21 protein-coding genes are annotated in these 19,339 nt (G+C 68.6%); 11 read left to right on the forward strand and 10 right to left on the reverse strand.

The features are described from left to right. Window positions 1-18 precede the first annotated feature (18 nt). Entirely contained in the window at window positions 19-462 is a 444-nt protein-coding gene (locus EV138_RS20585) for a hypothetical protein (protein WP_133980486.1), read from the reverse strand. A gap of 270 nt (window positions 463-732) precedes the next feature. Between EV138_RS20585 and EV138_RS20590 the strand changes: the two genes are divergently transcribed. Next, window positions 733-2,205: a WS/DGAT/MGAT family O-acyltransferase gene (locus tag EV138_RS20590; RefSeq protein WP_133980487.1), complete on the forward strand. Its 1,473-nt coding sequence runs from the start codon at window positions 733-735 to the stop codon at window positions 2,203-2,205. On the opposite strand, the gene EV138_RS20595 is transcribed toward EV138_RS20590, so the two are convergent. Continuing rightward, window positions 2,202-2,918 carry a Type 1 glutamine amidotransferase-like domain-containing protein gene (locus EV138_RS20595; RefSeq protein ID WP_133980488.1) on the reverse strand — a complete coding sequence of 239 codons (717 nt, stop codon included), beginning with the start codon at window positions 2,916-2,918 and terminating at the stop codon, window positions 2,202-2,204. The genes EV138_RS20590 and EV138_RS20595 overlap by 4 nt on opposite strands. Beyond that, window positions 2,915-3,547 (reverse strand): VOC family protein, encoded by a 633-nt coding sequence (locus tag EV138_RS20600; protein ID WP_133980489.1) that lies wholly within the window; start codon window positions 3,545-3,547, stop codon window positions 2,915-2,917. The genes EV138_RS20595 and EV138_RS20600 overlap by 4 nt, the downstream gene beginning before the upstream one ends. Window positions 3,548-3,854: 307 nt before the next feature. Here EV138_RS20600 and EV138_RS20610 point away from each other — a divergent pair, with 307 nt between their 5' ends. Continuing rightward, window positions 3,855-4,802, forward strand: a complete 948-nt coding sequence (locus EV138_RS20610; RefSeq protein ID WP_133980491.1) for an NAD-dependent epimerase/dehydratase family protein — start codon at window positions 3,855-3,857, stop codon at window positions 4,800-4,802. Here EV138_RS20610 and EV138_RS20615 read toward each other — a convergent pair. Beyond that, window positions 4,799-5,545, reverse strand: coding sequence for a DUF3109 family protein (locus EV138_RS20615; protein WP_133980492.1), 747 nt, complete (start codon window positions 5,543-5,545; stop codon window positions 4,799-4,801). The genes EV138_RS20610 and EV138_RS20615 overlap by 4 nt on opposite strands. A 136-nt stretch (window positions 5,546-5,681) precedes the next feature. Between EV138_RS20615 and EV138_RS20620 the strand changes: the two genes are divergently transcribed. From EV138_RS20620 to EV138_RS20640, 5 genes are read left to right on the forward strand one after another with little or no spacing between them, the layout of a single operon-like run. Continuing rightward, a complete protein-coding gene (locus tag EV138_RS20620) occupies window positions 5,682-6,614 on the forward strand; it encodes a Ppx/GppA family phosphatase (RefSeq protein ID WP_133980493.1) in 933 nt (310 codons plus the stop codon). Between the two features lie 22 nt (window positions 6,615-6,636). Continuing rightward, window positions 6,637-7,503 carry a sugar phosphate isomerase/epimerase family protein gene (locus EV138_RS20625; RefSeq protein ID WP_112248277.1) on the forward strand — a complete coding sequence of 289 codons (867 nt, stop codon included), beginning with the start codon at window positions 6,637-6,639 and terminating at the stop codon, window positions 7,501-7,503. Continuing rightward, the gene (locus EV138_RS20630; RefSeq protein ID WP_133980494.1) at window positions 7,500-8,093 is read left to right on the forward strand and encodes a TetR/AcrR family transcriptional regulator; all 594 of its coding nucleotides are present in this window, start codon (window positions 7,500-7,502) and stop codon (window positions 8,091-8,093) included. The genes EV138_RS20625 and EV138_RS20630 overlap by 4 nt, the downstream gene beginning before the upstream one ends. 49 nt (window positions 8,094-8,142) lie before the next feature. Continuing rightward, window positions 8,143-8,865: an ABC transporter ATP-binding protein gene (locus EV138_RS20635; RefSeq protein ID WP_133980495.1), complete on the forward strand. Its 723-nt coding sequence runs from the start codon at window positions 8,143-8,145 to the stop codon at window positions 8,863-8,865. Next, a complete protein-coding gene (locus EV138_RS20640; protein ID WP_133980496.1) occupies window positions 8,862-9,599 on the forward strand; it encodes an ABC transporter permease in 738 nt (245 codons plus the stop codon). The genes EV138_RS20635 and EV138_RS20640 overlap by 4 nt, the downstream gene beginning before the upstream one ends. Here the strand turns inward: EV138_RS20640 and EV138_RS20645 are convergent. Beyond that, on the reverse strand, window positions 9,596-10,636 hold the full coding sequence (locus EV138_RS20645) for a DUF695 domain-containing protein (RefSeq protein ID WP_133980497.1): 1,041 nt from the start codon (window positions 10,634-10,636) through the stop codon (window positions 9,596-9,598). The two genes, EV138_RS20640 and EV138_RS20645, sit on opposite strands and share 4 nt — an antisense overlap. A gap of 280 nt (window positions 10,637-10,916) precedes the next feature. Between EV138_RS20645 and EV138_RS20650 the strand changes: the two genes are divergently transcribed. Next, window positions 10,917-11,846: a proline dehydrogenase family protein gene (locus EV138_RS20650; RefSeq protein WP_133980498.1), complete on the forward strand. Its 930-nt coding sequence runs from the start codon at window positions 10,917-10,919 to the stop codon at window positions 11,844-11,846. A 566-nt stretch (window positions 11,847-12,412) separates the two neighbouring features. Then, window positions 12,413-12,958, forward strand: coding sequence for an excalibur calcium-binding domain-containing protein (locus tag EV138_RS38485; protein WP_133980499.1), 546 nt, complete (start codon window positions 12,413-12,415; stop codon window positions 12,956-12,958). Window positions 12,959-12,971: 13 nt separating this feature from the next. Here the strand turns inward: EV138_RS38485 and EV138_RS20660 are convergent, their stop codons facing one another. From EV138_RS20660 to EV138_RS20680, 5 genes are all read right to left on the reverse strand, one after another. Next, window positions 12,972-14,174 carry an RNA polymerase sigma factor gene (locus tag EV138_RS20660; RefSeq protein WP_133980500.1) on the reverse strand — a complete coding sequence of 401 codons (1,203 nt, stop codon included), beginning with the start codon at window positions 14,172-14,174 and terminating at the stop codon, window positions 12,972-12,974. After that, complete coding sequence (locus EV138_RS20665; RefSeq protein ID WP_133980501.1) at window positions 14,171-14,515, reverse strand: YciI family protein; 345 nt, start codon at window positions 14,513-14,515, stop codon at window positions 14,171-14,173. Before EV138_RS20665 ends, EV138_RS20660 begins: the two co-directional genes overlap by 4 nt. Before the next feature lie 39 nt (window positions 14,516-14,554). Further along, window positions 14,555-14,953 (reverse strand): VOC family protein, encoded by a 399-nt coding sequence (locus EV138_RS20670; RefSeq protein ID WP_133980502.1) that lies wholly within the window; start codon window positions 14,951-14,953, stop codon window positions 14,555-14,557. 114 nt (window positions 14,954-15,067) lie between these two features. After that, a complete protein-coding gene (locus tag EV138_RS20675) occupies window positions 15,068-16,294 on the reverse strand; it encodes an MFS transporter (RefSeq protein WP_133980503.1) in 1,227 nt (408 codons plus the stop codon). Then, the gene (locus EV138_RS20680; protein WP_133980504.1) at window positions 16,294-17,721 is read right to left on the reverse strand and encodes an FAD-dependent oxidoreductase; all 1,428 of its coding nucleotides are present in this window, start codon (window positions 17,719-17,721) and stop codon (window positions 16,294-16,296) included. Before EV138_RS20680 ends, EV138_RS20675 begins: the two co-directional genes overlap by 1 nt. Before the next feature lie 86 nt (window positions 17,722-17,807). Between EV138_RS20680 and EV138_RS20685 the strand changes: the two genes are divergently transcribed. Beyond that, window positions 17,808-18,173: an ArsR/SmtB family transcription factor gene (locus EV138_RS20685; protein WP_133980505.1), complete on the forward strand. Its 366-nt coding sequence runs from the start codon at window positions 17,808-17,810 to the stop codon at window positions 18,171-18,173. A gap of 119 nt (window positions 18,174-18,292) precedes the next feature. Continuing rightward, the gene (arsB, locus tag EV138_RS20690; protein ID WP_133982030.1) at window positions 18,293-19,324 is read left to right on the forward strand and encodes an ACR3 family arsenite efflux transporter; all 1,032 of its coding nucleotides are present in this window, start codon (window positions 18,293-18,295) and stop codon (window positions 19,322-19,324) included. Window positions 19,325-19,339: the final 15 nt, after the last annotated feature.

Raw genomic sequence — 19,339 nt, forward strand, 5'->3', positions numbered from 1 at the left:
TCGTGATCCCCCTCTATCTCAGTTGCCTAGTGCTGCTCTGACAGCAGGCAGCGAGGCCTCGTCGATGTAGAAGCCGACAGCTGAGACACCGCCGTCGTAGTCGACCCAGAAAGGGAATGGCGCGACCGGCAGATCCACACCTTCCTTGGTCAACTGACCGACCACGGTGTTGATCGGCTTCCGAAATCCGTTGAGTCGACCGTCTACATCGCGCCCAAGGATTCGTAGCACTCGGTTACGAGTGATGCTCCCGTCCTTCTGCGCTGCTTCAGCGATGGCTCGCCCTTGAGGAGTGCCACTGAGCCGCTGCAGTACAGGCTTAAGCTGCGAAACTCGCCACGGTGACTCTCCCACCTCCTTGCGGCGCCGCAACTCTTCGGTGAGTGCATCCACCAAGCGATGCACCTCCTCGGTGCTGAGCTCTACCAGGTGGATCCTGGCCTCGATAGGAATGGTCGTCATGTGCCTTCCTCCCCCTCTGCGATGTACTCGCCAATCAGTCATAAAGAGTGTCGCAACTGAATATACAGCCAGCTGTTTATTGAGTCAATACACTCTTTCTGAAGGTCTTCGTGTCCGATGTTGCAGTTCGTCCGGAGGTCGTCGCGTGGGCCTGGCCGACGGAGCGGGTGCCTGAGGGGTAACCAAATGTTCGCGAGGTCGGTTGCTGGGGTAGACGGCCTGCCGCCGAGTAGCGACGATGAGGCGTCAGAAGCCAGCTCGGGAGGTCGGATGACCGCAGTGGGGCCGCTGGACGCGATGTTCTTACTGGGGGAGACGCGCGAGCAGCCGATGCATGTCGGTGGTCTGATGCTGTTCGAGCTGCCCGAGGGGGCGCGGGACCAGGTCTTCCCGGACGGCACCAGGGACCTCGTCTCACGGATCTACTCCGAGATCACCGAGCACCAGACGGTCAACCCGCTCTTCACCCGGCGCGTGCGGAACCGCGCGCTCGACCTCGGGTACTGGTCCTGGGAACAGGACCGCGAGATCGACCTGCAGTACCACGTCCGGCTGTCGGGCCTCGCCCGGCCGGGGCGGTACCGGGAGCTCTTCGAACTGACCAGCCGGCTGCACGGCACACTGCTCGACCGGCGCCGCCCGTTGTGGGAGATGCACGTCATCGAAGGTGTGCAAGGGCGCCGGTTCGCGCTCTACACCAAGGTCCACCATTCCCTGCTCGACGGCGTCACCGCACTACGGCTGATGCAGGCCATGCTGACGGCCGATCCGACCCAGACCGACATGCCGGCGCCTTACGCGCTGCCTGACACCTTTCCTTCGACGGCACCGGCCACCGAGCGATCCGGCGGCTTGCCGACTCCGGCCGAGTTGGTCGCAGCGGCGGGCCGGATTCCTGGCGAGGCAGGCCGGGTGATCGGCGGTGCGGGCCGGGCGATGGGTGGTGTCGGGCGATTGCTGGGCGACCTCGCCGGGTTGTCACCGGTGGGGTTGAGGAGCGCTCTGCGCGCGCTGCAGCACGAGCATTCGTCGGTCGCCTTCAAGGCGCCACAGACCGTGTTCAACCAGCCGATCACCGGTTCGCGGCGGTTCGCCGCGCAGTCGTGGCCGATGGAACGGCTGGAGAAAGTCCGCGCGATCACCGGCGCGACGCTCAACGACGTGATGCTGGCGATGTGTTCAGGAGCCTTGCGCAACTATCTGCTGGAGCTGAACTCCCTTCCCGACCAGGGGATGACGGCGATGGTCCCGGTCTCGCTGCGAGCCGCGGAGAACGCTCCGGGTGGTGGCAACTCGCTGGCGACACTGATCGCCGACCTGGCCACCGACGAGCGTGACCCGGAACGCCGGATCCGCCGGATCATCGACTCCACGACGTACGGCAAGAGCGTGCTGTCCCAACTGAGCCCGCTGCAGAACCTGATGATTGGTGCGCTCGGGCTGGGTTCGGCGGGACCGGCGGCGGTGATCCCCGGGCTCGCGGGCCGCACGCCACCGCCGTACAACCTGGTCATCTCCAACATTCCCGGTCCGGCCGAGAGCCCGCTGTACTGGAACCGCTCGCGCCTGCTCGGGATGTACCCGGCCTCGATCGTCCTCAACGGCCAGGCGCTCAACATCAGCGTCACCAGCTACGACCACGAGCTCCACTTCGGCCTCACCGGCTGCCGCCGAACCGTCCCGCACCTCCAGCGTCTGCTGCTGCATCTGGAGACGGCTCTGCAAGAACTCGAAGCGCTCTAGAGCAGCCGCGGCACGATCGCGGTCTCCCGGAAGCCGCCGTCGCCGTCGGGCTCGACCTGCCAGGCGCGCTTGTCCGGCAGCACGGCGACCGCTTCCTTCAGCTCGCCGTCGACGTAGTGCAGGCCGACGCCGTCCTCGGTCGCATAGCCGCCAGGAAGGGCGCCCGAGGCAACCAACCGCCGGTACGTCGTACGCCGTGGCTGGTCGGCGAGGTCGTCGTGGACGCCGTTGCTCCACGGCAACCAGCCAAGGCAGTTGCCATAGGCATCGAGTCCGTCGCCGAACGAGTCGGTCGGGCCACCCACGTGCCAGCACAGGCTGCCCGCGCTCTGGCCGGCCATCACCACGCCGCTGCGCCAGCACTCTTCGAGGATCTCGGGCAGTCCGTGCGCACGCCAGACCGCCATCAGGTTGACCACGCTGCCGCCACCGACCCAGAGCACGTCCTGGTCCAGCAGGAAGGACCGGACGTCAGCGACGTTCGGCTTCGTGAACAGCGTGAGCACGCCGGCCTCGATCGCCGGGTCGTTGCCGTAAGCCCCTTTGAACCAGTCGACCGCGCCGGGGTGGTCACCTTCGGCGGTCGGGACGAAACAGAAGCGGGTGGGCCGATCGCCGACGCCCGCCAGCGACACGGCGTACGAGATGAGATCGAGCGTGCGGGCCCGCTCGCCGACCAGAACGCCGGAGATCGCGAAGATCTGCGAGGTCACAGCCGAACGATGCCGTTGGGGGTCTGGAAGACGGCCGCGTTGAGACCGGGCTGACCGTTCGGGCCGACCCAGGCGACGTCCAGGTCGTCGAGCAGGTGGTCGGCCGGGTGGCCGATCCAGTCGGTGACCCGGGCCGGGTCGCCGGCGATCTCGAGCGCGGTCAGCTTGACGCCCTTGCCGCCGACGGACGGGTGCTGGGCCAGGTCGTCCCAGTGGATGAAGAACGGCAGTTGCGGGTCGGCGATCAGGCCCTTGACGCCGATCTGCCGCCAGGTGAGGTTCACCCCGTCGGGGCGGTGCCGGTTGCCGGGGACGGCCTCGCGGCCGAGCCGCTTCTCCATCCGCTCCATGTCGCGGACCGCGACCACCCAGCCGAGCCAGCCGCCGCCGACCTCCTTGCGGGCGCGGACGGCCTGACCGAACGGGGCCTTGTCCGAGGCCGGGTGGTCGAGCACGTCGACGACCTCGATGTAGCGGTCGTTCTCGAGCGGAAGGATGTGGTTCACCGTGCCGAAGCGGGGGTGCACGCCGCCGTCGACGAACTCGGCGCCGAGCAGCGCGGACAGCCGCTCCACCGTCGCCTGATACCCGTCGGGACCGGCCGCATATGAAAGATGATCCAAGCGCATGCGAGTCATTCTGGTCCCAGCCACCGACACTCCGCGCCATCGGGGTGTCGAACAAAGGGCAACCTAACCACCCCTCGCTCCGCTCGGGGATGGGTTGAAGGGGGTGGCCCTCACTCCGTTCGGGGGTGGGTTGGGAGGGGTGGCCCTTGCTTTGTTCGGGGGTGGGTTGGGAGGGGTGGCCCTTGCTTTGTTCGGGGGTGGGTTGGGAGGGGTGGCCCTTGCTTTGCTCGGGAGTGGCTGGGAGGGGTGGCCCTCGCTTTGCTTGGGGGAGGGGTGGAGGCACTGTGGGGGTGCTTAGGGTGGGGTTATGCGCATTGTGGTGATTGGTGGGACTGGGCATATCGGGACGTATCTGGTTCCGGAGTTGGTTCGGCTTGGGCATGAGGTGGTGGTGCTCAGTCGGGGCGAGCGAACGCCGTACCAGGACAGTGGCGCCTGGCGACAGGTGGAGTTGCAGCAGGCGGATCGGCAAGCTGAGGATGCCGCCGGCACCTTCGGGCAGCGGGTGCGTGAATTGCACGCCGACGTTGTGATCGACCTGATCTGCTTCACCGAGCAGAGCGCGAAGCAGTTGGCGGAAGCGCTGCAGGGCGAGGTCGGCCACCTCCTGCACTGCGGCACGATCTGGGTGCACGGCCCGAGCGCGACGGTGCCGACGCCGGAGGACGCTCCGCGCAAACCCTTCGGCGACTACGGCATCGCGAAGGCGGCGATCGAGCGCTACCTCTTGGCCAAGGCCCACCGCGACGGACTCCCGGTCACGATCGTCCACCCGGGCCACATCTCCGGACCAGGCTGGACCCCGATCAACCCGGCCGGCCACCTCGATCTCGGCGTCTTCAAGAAGCTTGCCGAGGGCGCCGAACTGGCCCTGCCCAACTTGGGCCTTGAGACAGTCCAGCACGTCCACGCCGCCGACGTCGCGGGCGTGTTCCTCGCGGCACTGGCGAACCGGTCCGTCGCGATTGGCGAGAGCTTCCACGCGGTCGCCGATGGCGCGATGACCCTGCGCGGGTACGCCGAGGGCGTGGCGAGCTATTTCGGTCAGGAGGCGAACCTCACCTTCCTGCCCTGGGACAAGTGGACGAAGACGGTGTCCGAAGGCGACGCCGCCGCGACCTGGGACCACATCGCGCACAGCCCGCACTGCTCGATGGAGAAGGCGGCCCGGCTGCTCGGTTTCCGCCCGCGCTACTCCGCGCTGGAGACGACCCAGGACGCGCTCGGCTGGCTGGTCGCCAACGACAAGCTCTAGACCTGCGGCGACGCGGGGTGCGGCAGCAGCGGCTTGGCAGCCTCGAGCCGCTGCCGGCAGAGCTCCGCCAGTACGTCGTACGCCTTCAGCCCCATCAGTGTCTGCAGCTCGACCTTGCTCGACTCGAAGACAGCCTCGACGCCGATGTGCGCCTCAGTGTTCCCGGTGCAGTACCAGTCCAGGTCGTGCCCGCCCGGTCCCCACCCACGCCGGTCGTACTCGCCGATGCCGACCTCCGTGTACGACGTACCGTCGGGCCGCTCCACCTCGCGGAACGTCCGCCGGATCGGCAGTTGCCAGCACACGTCCGGCTTGGTCTCGACGAAGTGCACGCCCTTCTTCAGGGCGAGCCCGTGCAGCGCGCAACCGCCGCCGCCGGGGAAGTCCGGCCGGTTCAGGAAGATGCAGGCACCTTCCCAGACCCGGGTCTTGCGGTCGCCGTCGTCGTCGGTCTCGATCCAGCCGTTCGTCTTGCCTTCCTTGCGGAACTGCCAGTCGTCCTTGCCCAGCTGCTTGACGTAGCCCTTGACCCGCTTCTCGTCGTCCTCGTCGGAGAAGTGCGCGCCGAGCGTGCAGCAGCCGTCGTTCGGGCGGCCCTTGTAGATGCCGCGGCAACCACCGCCGAAGATGCAGGTCCAGTTGGACGTCAGCCAGGTCAGGTCGCAACGGAAGACCTGGTCGGGATCATCGGGATCGACGAACTCGACAAAGGCACGGGGAAAATCGAGAGAGACCTCAGGCACCGGGAAAGCGTACGTCCTCCACAGTGATACCCGGTCATCCCCTGCGGTACCGAGGACGCGCGGGCCGGGTCAATTCTGAGTGAGGACCACCGTACGCCGCGTAGGTGCACCTCGGGAGTCCAGTAGCGTGGAGGGTATGCGGCTCGGCGTACTCGATGTGGGATCCAATACCGTCCACCTGCTGGTGGTGGACGCGCACCGTGGTGCCGCGCCGCTGCCGGCGTACTCGCACAAGACCGAACTGCGGCTCGCCGAGCACCTGGACAAGGACGGCAAGATCGCCCAGTCCGGCGCCGACGAACTCGTCTCGTTCATCTCCGAGGCCGCCGAGCTCGCCGAGGACAAGGGCTGCGAGTCCGTGCTGGCCTTCGCCACCTCCGCCCTTCGGGAGGCTCCGAACGGCGAGAAGGTGCTGGACCGGGTCCGGGTGAAGACCAAGGTCGATCTGCAGGTGCTGACCGGCCAGGACGAGGCTCGGCTGACCTTCCTCGCCGTACGCCGCTGGTTCGGCTGGTCGTCGGGCCGGCTGGCCGTGTTCGACATCGGCGGTGGTTCGCTGGAGATTGCGGCCGGGTCCGACGAGGAGCCGACGGTCGCGGTGTCGGTCCCGCTCGGCGCCGGCCGGCTGACGCGCGAGTCGCTCACCGCGGACCCGCCGGACAAGGACGAAGTACGGGCTCTGCGCAAGCGGATCCGGGTGGAGATGGCGGCGGTGGCCGGCGACGTACTGCGGGCCGGCCGGCCGCAGCGCTCGGTCGCCACCAGCAAGACGTTCCGGTCGCTGGCCAGGATCTGCGGGGCGGCTCCGTCCGACGACGGTCCGTACGTACCGCGCTCGCTGGACCGCGACGACCTGACCGAGTGGATGCCCAAGCTGACCGGTATGTCCGCGGCCGAGCGGGCCGCGTTGCCCGGGGTCTCCGCGGGCCGGTCCACCCAGCTGATCGCCGGTGCGCTGGTCGCGGACGCGGTGATGGATCTGTTCGACCTGACCTCCCTCGAGGTCTGTCCGTGGGCTCTGCGGGAAGGCGTCATCCTGTCCCGTCTGGACCAGTTGCAACCCCGATGACAACCCTGGAAAGCCCACTGCGATGAGCTCCCGCAAGACCGCCGCGAAGATCGGCCTGTCCACCGCCTCCGTGTACCCGGAGTCGACCGCCAGCTGCTTCGAGCTGGCCGCCCGGCTCGGGTACGACGGCGTGGAACTGATGGTCGGGATCGATCCGCTCAGTACCCAGATCGACGCGGTGCAGCGGCTGGTCGACTACCACCAGCTCCCGGTGATCGCCATCCACGCGCCTTGCCTGCTGATCACCCAGCGGGTGTGGGGGACCGATCCGTGGGAGAAGCTGGAGCGCAGCGCCGAGGCGGCCAAGGACCTCGGTGCCGACGTCGTCGTCGTCCACCCGCCGTTCCGCTGGCAGCGCGACTACGCCCGCGGCTTCGTCGAGGGGATCGCCCGGCTGGAGGCGGAGACCGGCGTCATCTTCGCGGTCGAGAACATGTACCCGTGGCGCGCGCCGGGCAAGGGCCTGCAGGCGTACGCGCCGAGCTGGGACCCGACCGAGCAGACCTACGCCCACACCACGCTCGACCTGTCGCACTCGTCGACCGCCGAGCAGGACTGCGTCGAGCTGGCCGCGACGATGGGCAGGACGCTCAAGCACATCCACCTCACCGACGGCACCGGCTCGGCCAAGGACGAGCACCTGGTGCCCGGCCGCGGCACCCAGCGCGCGGCCGACCTGCTGAACGGTCTGGCGAACAACGACTTCCGCGGCCACATCATCATCGAGATCAACACCCGCCGCTGCTCCAGCCGGTCCGAGCGCGAGATCGACCTGATCGAGTCGCTCGAGTTCACCCGCAAGCACTTCGTCCGGACCGCCGACGCCGTCTCCCGCCGGTCGGCCTTCGCCGTGACCAGCGACGGAGAGGTGTCGGAGCTGACCCCGTGACGGATTCACCGGCCCGTACGCCGGGGCGTCGGCCGGGCGGTCCGGACACCCGCGGTGACATCCTCCGGGCGGCCCGGGAATCCTTTGCAGGTAAGGGATTCGCCGGTACTTCGCTGCGCGCGGTGGCGCGCGAGGCCGGCGTCGACGCGGCGCTCGTGCACCACTACTTCGAGAGCAAGGACGAACTGTTCATCGAGTCGATGGCGCTGCCGGTCGATCCGCGCCAGGTGGCGGCCGTGATCCTCGGCGGCCCGCGGGAGGAACTCGGTCGGCGGATCATCACCACCTTCCTCGGGGTCTGGGAGTCCGCGGAGGGTCAGCAGCGGATGAAGGCGGTCCTGCGCAGCGTCGTCACCAGCGACGAGGTCGCCCGGATGATGCGCGAAGGCATCACGAAGATGATCATGGTCCCGGTCGCGGCCGTCCTGGACGTCCCCGACGCCCGGCTGCGCGTCTCGCTGGTCGCCACCCAACTGCTCGGCCTCGCGCTGACCCGCTACCTCGTCGACCTCGACCCGGTCGCCACCACCCCTGTCCCGGACCTGATCGACCGGATCGCCCCGGTCATCCAGCACTACCTCACCGCCTGAGGGTCTTTCGCCTCTTGCCGACGGCGGTCGTGCGAGCTAAATTCATCACATGATGAAAAACGCCGTGACGTGTCGCGATGTGGTCGTGGTGCGAGGCGATCGGGAGGTCCTGCACGGCCTGGGTTTCGGCCTGGCCGTCGGGTCGGTGACCGGGTTGCTCGGGCCGTCCGGCTGCGGCAAGACCACGCTGATCAGGGCGATCGTGGGCCTGCAGGCCAAGGTCACCGGCGCTGTGGAGGTGCTCGGGCTGCCCGCCGGCTCGCCGAAACTGCGCGGCCGGATCGGCTACGTGACCCAGGAGCCCAGCGTGTACGGAGATCTGACGGTCAGGGAGAACCTCCGCTTCTTCGCCGCCGTCCTCGGCATCTCGTCCGACCACGTCGACCGCGTGATCGACGCCGTCGACCTCCGCAGCCATGCCGACGATCGCGTCGATCGCCTGTCCGGCGGCCAGCAGTCCCGCGCGTCACTCGCGGCCGCGCTGCTCGGCGACCCCGAGCTGCTCGTCCTCGACGAGCCGACCGTCGGCTTGGACCCGGTGCTCCGGCGCGATCTGTGGGAGCTGTTCCATCGGCTGGCCGACGCCGGCTCGACCCTGCTGGTGTCGAGTCACGTGATGGACGAGGCGGTCCGCTGCGACCGGCTGTTACTCATGCGCGAGGGCGAACTGCTCGCCGACGACACTCCGGACGGGCTGCTCGAATCGGTGGGGACCAGCGACATCGAGCAAGCCTTCCTCACCCTGATCGACCGGAAGGCAGGTGCGCGATGACGCCGCGAGTGACGCTGGCGGTGGCGGCCCGGGTGCTGGCGCAACTGCGCCGGGACCACCGGACCGTGGCGATGCTGATCCTGCTGCCCGCGCTGCTGATCACCTTGATGTGGTGGATGTTCCACGATTCGCCGGGCACGTTCGACCGGATCGGCGGGCCGCTGCTGGCGGTGTTCCCGTCGATCATCATGTTCATCGTGACGTCGGTGGCCACCCTGCGGGAGCGGACCAGCGGGACCCTTTCGCGACTGTTCACGCTGCCGATGGCCAAGCTGGACTTCCTGCTCGGGTATGCGCTGGCGTTCGCGCTGATCGCCGTGGTCCAGGCGACCGTGGTGGTGTCGATCTCGCTCTACGCACTGAACCTCGACATCCGCGGCTCGGCCTGGCAGCTCGGCGTGGTCGCGGTCCTGGACGGAGTTCTCGGTACGACGCTGGGTCTGTTCGCGAGCGCCTTCGCCGCCACCGAGTTCCAGGCGGTCCAGATGATGCCGGCCGTGATGATCCCGCAACTGCTGCTCTGCGGGCTGCTCGTCCCGCGCGACCGGCTGCCCGGCGTACTGCATGGCGTCAGCGACGTGCTGCCGCTGTCGTACGCCGTCGACGCGGTCTCCGGAGTTGCCCGAGGCAACGGCTTCGGCGCCGGCGCGGGCTCGGATGCCTTGGTCGTCGCCGGCTTCATCGTCGCCGCCCTGGTCCTCGGTGCCGCAACGTTGAAGCGTCGTACGGCCTAGGTCAGGTGGCGGACGCCTTCCCAGCCGGCGTCGGCGGAGACTTTGAGGGTGACCGGGCCGTCCGGCCAGCCGGTGATCGCGGCCTCCAGTTGGGCAGCGGCCGGTGTGGTGCCGTCGACGTAGTAGTGCAGGATCCGCGAACCGGCGGCAGTCTCGTGCGCGAGCAGCCGGCCCGAATCGCCGAGCCGGTTGGTCAGGTGATCCTCGAAGTCGCGCAGGTGGCTCAGCGTCTCGTCCTGAGGCAGCCCGTCCTCGCGCGCATCCTTGTACGGCACCTCGACGGCGACGTGCGTGTCCAGGTGCGGCATCTGGATCGAGCGGAGCGGGACCATCGCGGTCGCGACCAGGCGATCGCCCGCGGCCGTCTCGCCTTCCATCAACCGCCAGCTCGGCCCACCGTCCTCGGCGACATGCGCCGCGGCGAACGAAGCCACCGCGGGAAGCAGCTCACTGATCGGTACTGCGTTGGCGGGTGGCGCCACCGCCGTACTGATCGCGCCGATCCAGGTCTCGACCAGTTCCTCACCCAGGACCAGGTCGAGCAACAGGAAGGTCACCCGCTTGCGGAGCTCGTCGGGCAGGGCCGGGAACGTCGGGTGGTGCACCTCGACGTGCAGGGCGGCCTCCCGACTGTCCGGCTCGATCGTGACCAGCGCGGACTCGATGGAGACCAGCGGCATCCCGTCGAACTTGATGCCCGCATCCGGTGAGGGCCGGCGCAGGTCGGCGTACTCCCAGAGGTGGTCCGAGGCCGGCGCGGCGCGCAACCAGCGGCGGGCGATGGCGCGAGTACCGGGGTCGCCGGCGGCGGTGACGATCAGGACGTGCTCGGCGTGCAGGCCGTGGCCGAGTTCCCAGTCGAGGTTCTCGTGGATCCGGTGCACCTGCTCGGACAGTACGGCGCCGGCGGCGGTCAGGTCCCGCAGGGCGATCGACTCGGCGATCTGGGCGGCGCCGGTGGCTTCCCACCAGCTCCAGAACCCACCGATCGGGTCGGCCGGCGCAGCCGTCGTACGGCGACGCTTGAAGATCCGCATGCCGCATCCTCTCCTGACCGGGGATCACGCCGTCCGTCCGACGGCCCTGCAAACCCAACCTACGGGGCGGACGGGAACCAGCCCAGTCCGCGCCACCCGGCCCCGCCGGGCCGCCGCCGGCCTGCCCCGCTCGCCTCGTCGGCGCGGACCAGTCGGCGTACTGGTGTGGTCCTGGCCACACGATTAGGGTGCGTGCAGGCCAGGCGCGTAGCCTGCTGACACCCCTGGAACATCGCGGCATACGGGGCCGGATGAGTCGGGAAACGAGGAGGAACGCGAAGTGCTTCGGCGAATCCTGCTGGGCGTGTCCCGCAGCCCCCAGATCAAGAAGGCCGTCTCGGCGATGCCGGTGTCCAGCGGCATCGTGGCCCGGTTCGTGGCCGGCGAGACCGCTCCGGAGGCCGTGCTGGCCACCGAGAAGCTGGTCAGCAGCGGCCTCAACGTCACCCTCGACCACCTGGGCGAGGACGTCACGGACGCCGCCGCCGCGACCGCGACGGCCGAGGCGTACCTGACGTTGCTGAAGCAGCTGTCCGCGGCCGGGCTGACCGCGAACGCCGAGGTCTCCGTCAAACTGTCGGCCGTCGGCCAGGCGCTGCCCGGTGACGGCGAGAAGATCGCCCTGGAGAACGCCCGGTCGATCTGCCACGCCGCCCGCAACGCCGGCACCACGGTGACGCTCGACATGGAGGACCACACCACTACGGACTCCACCCTGAGCATCCTGCGCGAACTCCGGCAGGACTTCCCCGAGACCGGCGCCGTCCTGCAGGCGTACCTGCGGCGCACCGAGGGCGACTGCCGCGACCTGGCGTACGAGGGTTCGCGGGTCCGGCTCTGCAAGGGCGCCTACAAGGAGCCCGAGTCGGTCGCGTACCAGGACAAGCGCTCAGTCGACAAGGCGTATGTCCGGGCGATGAAGATCCTGATGAACGGCGCCGGCTACCCGATGATCGCCTCGCACGACCCGCGCCTGATCGCGATCGCCGGCTCCCTGGCCGACCGCGCCAACCGCCGCCCCGGCTCGTTCGAGTACCAGATGCTCTTCGGCATCCGCCCCGAAGAACAACTCCGCCTCGCCGGCGAGGGCCACACCGTCCGCATCTACATCCCCTACGGCGAAGACTGGTACGGCTACCTCGTACGCCGCCTCGCCGAGCGCCCCGCCAACCTCCAGTTCTTCGCCCGCTCCCTCATCAGCAAGAAGTAACCCCCACGCGGCTTCCGAGCCCGCTCCTGCGTCGCGTGCCCGTTCAACCGCTCCCCGCCCACCCTCAACGCGGGCTCCTCCGTCGCCCGCTGAGCAACCCCGTTCCGCCCGACCTGGAGCGCCGGGATGCACCGCGTTTTCGTGGCCGCTTCCCACCCCGGACGCGAGCTCCTTCGTCGCCCGCTAGGTGACCCTCGTCCGGCTTGCCCTTGCACGCCGAGATTGAGCGGGGTTCGCCCTACCGCGGGCACTGCCCCTTCACGAGCCGCCGCGATTGTCCAGCAGCCGTGGCGCTCGTCGTTTGCCGTAGGTCTCTTTTTGCTTGTCTATAAGCATCTATTGGGGATTTTGGCATCGTCATTCGACCTTTGAGGTATTCGAATTACCTATTGCCGGAACCGCCACCGAATGCGCTTGGTCGCCTAGGCTGCGGGCGTTGGAGCACCTCGGGGGAGGAGGCTGGAGTGAGGCATTTCAACGCGCCGCCCGAATGGCCGGAACCACCGAACGCTCGGTGGCGCCCGCCCAAACGCTGGCAGCCTGAGGAATCGTGGCCACCAGCACCGTTGGACTGGCCCTTCTGGGTCGACGGTGACGGTCGCCGGGTCCGAGGACCTCGCGGGCGGTACGGCGGACCGACCTACCTGCCCGTCTTCGCGTCGACCGGTGTCGTACTCCTCGTCGGCGCTCTCGTGAGTTTCATTCTCTTCGGTTCGCTCGACGGCAACACCGCACCCACCCGGGTCGCGGATTCTCCGTCGATGCTGGACACCGAACTCCCGCCACTCCCCACGGTGCCACTGCCCACCCCGGAAGAGATCACCAGCGAGCCGACGCCACCCGATACGCCGAAGCCCACTCCCAAGCCACTCCTCGCCACCATCTCCCCGACCCCCACCCCGACCCCGATGGCTCCGTCGACTCCACCCCCAACCACACCATCGCCCCCGAACCCAACCCCAACTCCAACGTCGGCAGGCGCGCCCGTCTTCTACAAGAACTGCCCCGCCGTACGCCGAGCGGGTCTGCTCGTCCTCCTCCGCGGCATGCCCGGCTACTCCCTGCGCCTCGACCCGGACGGCGACGGCATCGCCTGCGACCGCCGCGGCTGACGAACTCGCCAGGTCAATGCGTGGCGAGCCGTTCCCTCAGTACTTCGGCCTGTGCGGGGTTCGTGGTGAGTTCGAGAGCACGCCGGTCAGCCGCGGTCGCGGTTTCCGGGTCACCGACGGCTCGGAGCAGCTCGGCGCGGGTCGCGTGGTACAGCGGGTAGTTGCTGAGCTCGCCGTCGAGGTGGTCCAGCTCCGCGAGAGCGACGTCGGCGCCCTGGACATAGCGGACTGCGACGCTGCGGTGCAGGCGGGTGACCGAACTGGGCTGCAGGTGGAGCAGCATGTCGTACAGGACAAGGATCTGCTGCCAGTCGGTGTCCTCCCAGCTGGCGGCTTCGCAGTGGCAGGCGGCGATGGCGGCCTGCAGTTGGTACGGACCTGGTGAGCGGTGGCGTCGGGCAGTGCGGGTGAGCAGTGCTGTCGCGGCGGCTATCGCCTCGTGGTCCCAGGTACTGCGGTCTTGGTCCTGCAGGAGGACGAGCTGCCCCTCGCTGGTGAATCTCGCGGCGGCGCGGCTGCGGTGGAGGCGGATCAGGACGAGGAGCCCGATGATCTCGGGCTCGGCCGGCTGGAGTCCGGCGAGGAGAGTCGTGAGCCATTCGGCGTCGTCGACGAGGTCGCGGGAGTGGACGCGGTCGCCGCTGCTGGACAGGTAGCCCTCGTTGAACAGCAGGTAGATTACGGTGAGTACTTCACCGAGGCGTTCGGGCAGTTCGTCGTCCTGGGGAATCCGGTACGGGATGCCGGCCTGGGCGATCTTGCGCTTCGCGCGGGTGATGCGCTGCGCCAGGGTGGTTTCCGGTACGAGGAACGCGGCAGCGATCTGAGCGGTGGTGAGACCGCAGACCACGCGCAACGTCAGCGCGATCTGGGCTTCGCGAGCCAGGGCGGGATGGCAGCAGGTGAAGATGAGCCGGAGCCGGTCGTCGGGCGCGGACTGGATCGGCCATTGCAGCTGGGCGAGTTTGGAGCGGTAGTTCTCCTGCCGCCGGAGTACGTCCAGGCCGCGGCGCCGGGCGACGGTGAACAGCCACCCGTCGGGCCGGTCGGGGATCCCCTCTACGGGCCAGCGCCGCAGAGCTGTCTCGACGGCGTCCTGGACCAGGTCTTCGGCGGCGGAGAAGTCACCGAGCAGCGAGACGAGTGACGCGGCGAGCCGGCCGGCGTGGTCGCGGACCACGCGGGCCAGCTCGTCAGCGGCCGGACCGGTGGTCATGACTCCACGGGGCGGATTTCGACGATCGGGCAGGCGGGCCAGGTCTTGACCATGCGCAGCGCCTCGTCGAGGTCGGCGACCTCGATCTCGGTGAATCCGGAGATGACTTCCTTGCCTTCCATGAACGGGCCGTCGGTGGTGACGGGTTCGGCGCCGTCGAGCCGCACGGTCGTGGCGGTGGCTGCGCCCTTGAGCTTGCCGGTCGTACTACGGATCTTCGCGGCGTGATCGATGAACCACTGATTCACCCGGTCATAGACCTGTTCCAGCTCGGCCGGGGTCATCGCCTCGACTTCCTTGGTGTACTCCTCCGTGTCGACGAACATCAGCACGTACTTCACGCGCGTCACCTCCTTGGTTTCAGTGTGGCTGCTCCGGGGTCAGCCGGCCTGGAGGTGGGCGTAGAGGTCGATGCCGTTGCCGGCCGGGTCGGCGACGGTGGCGTAGCGCATTCCCCAGGGCGCGTCGAAGGGTTCCTGCAGTCCGGCGACGCCGGCGCTGGTGAGTTCGGCGTACTTGGTGTCGACGTCGGCCGAGGTGTCGAACTGGAAGGCGAGGAACGTTCGGCCGGTGGTTGGTGGGGTCCAGCCCGCAGTGGTCTTGGTGCGCAGGTCGTCGGTGTCGAGCATCAGGTGCAGGCCGCTGGGCAGGCCGCAGTCGGCGTGGTCGTCGGGCATGTACTGGTCGCGGACGAATTCGAGCCCGAGGAGCCGGTAGAAGTCGATCGCCGCGCCGAGGTCGGTGACGGCGATATCGAGCACATTGAAGGTCGGTTGCATCGGATGCCTCCCTTTTCGTGGTGACGGTTCACCCAGGAGACGATCGGCACGACCCCGAATACGACACTGCGCGATGAACCTCCCGACCTGGATCGGCACGCCGTCGGTGGCTCCTCAAGTGGCTTCGGGTGGGAGGTGTTGGGTGAGTGCGAGGGCTGCTCCGGCGATGACGCAGGCTGCTCCGGCGGCGAGGATGAGCGGCCGGTACCCGATGGTGGTGGCGAGGGCCGCGGCGGCCAGTGGGGCGGTTGCGCGACTGATGGTGGTCGGAGTACCGAGGATCCCGGCGATGGTCGCGTAGCCCTGGTCGCCGTAGCGGTCGAGCAGGATGGCAGGAGTGGCGATGGACGCTACGCCGAAGCCGAGCCCGAACAGCCCCAGACTGGTCGCGGCTCCGGCGATGCTCTGCCCGATGAAGGGCAGCAGAGCGATCGCAACGCCTTGCAGGGCGATGATTGTGGCGGCGATGAGGGTGATCGGCAACCATCTTTTGGCGACGGTGGTGATGACGCGGCCGGTGACTGACAGGAGGCCGAGCAGCCCAGTGAGGCCGGCTGCCGTCGTCGGTGTGTGACCCAGCTGGGTGAGGTAGGTGACCAGGTGGACGGCCAGGACGGCAAGAGCCGCGCTGTGCAGAACGAAGGCGGCGGCGATGAGCCAGAACCCGAGATCGCGAATCACTCGGGCAGGTGACCGCCGCAGGTGGTGACTGATTCGCGGCGCGGTCGGCTGCGTGCGCCCGAGTACGAATGCGTGCACGGGCACGGTGATCACGGCGACGATCCCGGCCAAGGCGATCAGGGCTTGGCGCCACCCGGCGGCTTCGATGAGTTGGCCGGTGAGCGGGATGAAGATCGAGCTGGCGAACCCGGCGACGAGAGTGATGCTCAGCAGTGCGTTCGCGCGTTTCGCCGGCGCGGTGACGGCGACGATGATCGCGAAGGCGGGCTGGTAGAGCACCATCGCCGAGGCAGCGCCGATGGCCACGAACACGGCGTACAGCTGGGCGGTGTTCTGCACCTGGGACCAGGCCAGGACGGCGAGGGTCGCCAGGATGGATCCGATGGTCATGACGCCGTGCCCGCCGTACGCGTCGAGTCGGCGGCCGACAGGTATCGCCATGGCGGCGCTGACGAGTACGGCGGTGGTCAGTGCGCCGGTGGCGACCGTGGTGGAGATCTGCAGGTCGTGGCTCATCGGGGCGAGCAGGGCGCTGAAGGCGTAGTAGAGAACGCCGTAGCCGATGGTGGTGGTGATGGAGAGCGCGGCCACGACCTCGCGTCGAGTGCCGCGGCGATCGCCTGAAGCCAAGCTGGTGGCGGTCGCCGCGGCGCGGTTCATCAGCCGCAGCAGCCCGATTGGCTGGCGGGCTTGTCGTCGATGACGGTCAGCAGACCGCCGCTGATGCCGGTGGCCAGGCCGCGACCAGCGGGTGCGGTGATCTCGACGGCCTGCGGTGCGGGGCCGCAGCAACCGCCAGCGGTCTCGTCGCCGGCGTCCCCGTAGGCGAGGTTCGAGGAACAGACGCCTGTCTCGGGCAGGTCCAGCTGCACGTCGCGTGCTGCTGCCCAGTCACCGGCCAGTGCTGCCACCACCGAGCGGGCCTGCTCGTAGCCGGTGGCCAGCAGGAAGGTCGGTGCCCGGCCGTACGACTTCGCGCCGACCGCGTAGTAGCCGGGTTCGGGGTGAGCCAGTTCGTCGACCCCGTGCGGCGGGACCGTGCCACAGGAGTGCTGGTTCGGGTCGATCAACGGTGCGAGGGCTCGGGTGGAGCCCATGATCGAGTCCAGGTCGAGGCGCAGCTCGCCGACCATGTCGTGGTCCGGGCGGAACCCGGTCGAGTTGACCACCGTGTCGGCGACCACCCGCCGCTCGCCGGCCGCGAGCTCGACCCGGCCGTCGGCGGTGCGGGAGACAGCCTCGATGCGGAAGCTGCCGACGAGTTCGACCTGGCCGGACTGGACGAGCTTCTTCAACCGGCTGCCCAGTGCGCCACGGGCAGGCAGTTCGTCGGCTTCGCCACCGCCGTAGGTGCGGGCCTGGTCGGTGCCACGCACCACCCACACGATCTCGGTGCCGGGAACCTCCTCGGCGAGCGCGCCGAGATCCAGCAGGGTTGTGGCAGCTGAGTGGCCGGCGCCGACGACCGCGGTACGGCGTCCGGCGTACCGGTCGCGGTCGCGGCCGAGGACGTCGGGCAGAGCGTGGGCGATGCTCTCGGCGACGTCGGCCTCGCCGCGGGCGGGGATGCCCGAGCCGCCGAGGACGTTCGGGCGTCGCCAGGTCCCGGCCGCGTCGATCAGCGCGGCGGCGAGGATCTCGGAGCCGTCGGCGAGCCTGATCAAGAACGGTGCCTGGTCGCGGCCCGCCGTACGGACTCGGTCGAATCCGACCCGGGTCACCGCCACGACCTGAGCGTTGTAGCGGATCCGGTCGTTGAGCTGCGGGGTCTTGGTCAGTGGCTCGAGGTAGGAGTCGATCAGGTCGCCGCCGGTCGGCAGCTTCCCGAGCTCCGGCTCGACCCATCCGGCCTGCTGGAGCAGGCGGCGGGCGGCGGAGTCGATGTCGTAGCGCCACGGGCTGAACAGCTTCACGTGCCGCCATTCCTCGATCGCGGCGGCGACGCCGGGCCCCGACTCCAGCACCAGGAAGTCCACGCCGCGCTCGGCCAGGTGCGCGGCCGCGGCGAGTCCCACCGGGCCGGCTCCGATGACCACGACTGGTCTCCCCGGCGCCGCAAGAGCGGCGTTGTTCTGCTCGTTCACCATCGGTGTCCCATCCCCACTATGTAGAAGTTCATCTAATCAGCGACTCCCACCTTGCATCGTGATTAGACAGGAGTCAAGATAGACGCATGTCTAAACAGGAGATCTCGATCCAGCGGAGCGGCGGCTGCTGCGCGCCGATCTCCGTCTCGGCGCTGGACGAGGCGCAGGCAGCCGAGGGTGCCGCGGTCTTCAAGGCGCTGTCGGACCCGATCCGGCTGCGGCTGATGTCGATCATCGCCTCGGCTGACGGCGAGATCTGCGTCTGCGACTTCACCGGCCAGTTCGACGTGTCCGGCCCGACGATCTCCCACCACCTCCGCGTCCTGCGCCAGGCTGGCCTCGTCGACTGCGAACGCCGCGGCACCTGGGTCTACTACTGGTCCCTACCTGAGCGCATGCAATGGATCTCCGCGCTGCTGTCGATCCCCGAACCGGCTGCCCTGACCCACTGACCTTCCCCGCCCCCTCGAGCCCGGGAGACTCCGTCATTCCGACCTCTGCTGAACAACTCCCGCCACTCGACAGCCGCAGCTCCACGACACCAGCCGTCAACGGTGCGGTCGTCGCTGGGCTGTCGTTCCTCGATCGGTATCTCGCGGTGTGGATCATGGCCGCCATGGCTCTCGGGCTGCTGCTCGGCCGCCTCTTCCCTGGACTGGACGACGCGCTCGACGCGGTCGAGGTCGGCTCGGTCAGCCTGCCGATCGCGATCGGTCTGCTGCTGATGATGTACCCCGTGCTGGCGAAGGTCCGCTACACCGAAACCGGCCGTGTCACCGGCGACCGGAAACTCCTGGTCGCGTCCCTGGTCCTGAACTGGGTCGTCGGCCCGGCGCTGATGTTCGCGCTGGCGTGGATACTCCTCCCGGAGCTGCCGGAGTACCGTACGGGCCTCGTCATCGTCGGGCTCGCCCGTTGTATCGCCATGGTGCTGATCTGGAACGACCTGTCCTGCGGCGACCGCGAAGCCGCCGCTGTCCTGGTCGCGCTCAACTCCGTCTTCCAGATCGTCGCGTTCGCCGCGCTCGGCTGGTTCTACCTGCAGACGCTGCCCGGCTGGCTCGGGCTGGAGACCACGAGTGCGGAGTTCTCGATGGGCGCGATCGCCCTCAGTGTGCTGGTGTTTCTGGGCATCCCGCTGCTGGCCGGCTATCTGACCCGCACGATCGGGGAGAAGGCCCGTGGCCGGGACTGGTACGAATCGCGGTTCTTGCCCAGGATCGGCCCGGTCGCCCTGTACGGGTTGCTCTTCACGATCGTCATGCTGTTCGCGCTGCAAGGCGACGCGATCATCAGTGCGCCGCTCGACGTCGCCCGGATCGCCCTGCCGCTGCTGGTGTACTTCGTGATCATGTTCGGCGGATCCTTCGCGCTCGGCCACCGGCTGCGGCTGGGCTATGCCAAAACCGCGACCCTGGCCTTCACCGCAGCGGGCAACAACTTCGAACTCGCCATCGCGGTCGCGATCGGTACCTTCGGCGTCACCTCCGGCCAAGCCCTGGCCGGCGTCGTCGGCCCACTGATCGAAGTACCTGTGCTGGTCGCTCTGGTCTACGTGTCGCTGTGGGCCAAGCGTCGCTTCTATCCCGACTCCGCCAACTGAGCTCTCTGTGAGGAG

Origin of the sequence: Kribbella voronezhensis, from assembly GCF_004365175.1 — a bacterium.
GTDB lineage: Bacteria > Actinomycetota > Actinomycetes > Propionibacteriales > Kribbellaceae > Kribbella > Kribbella voronezhensis.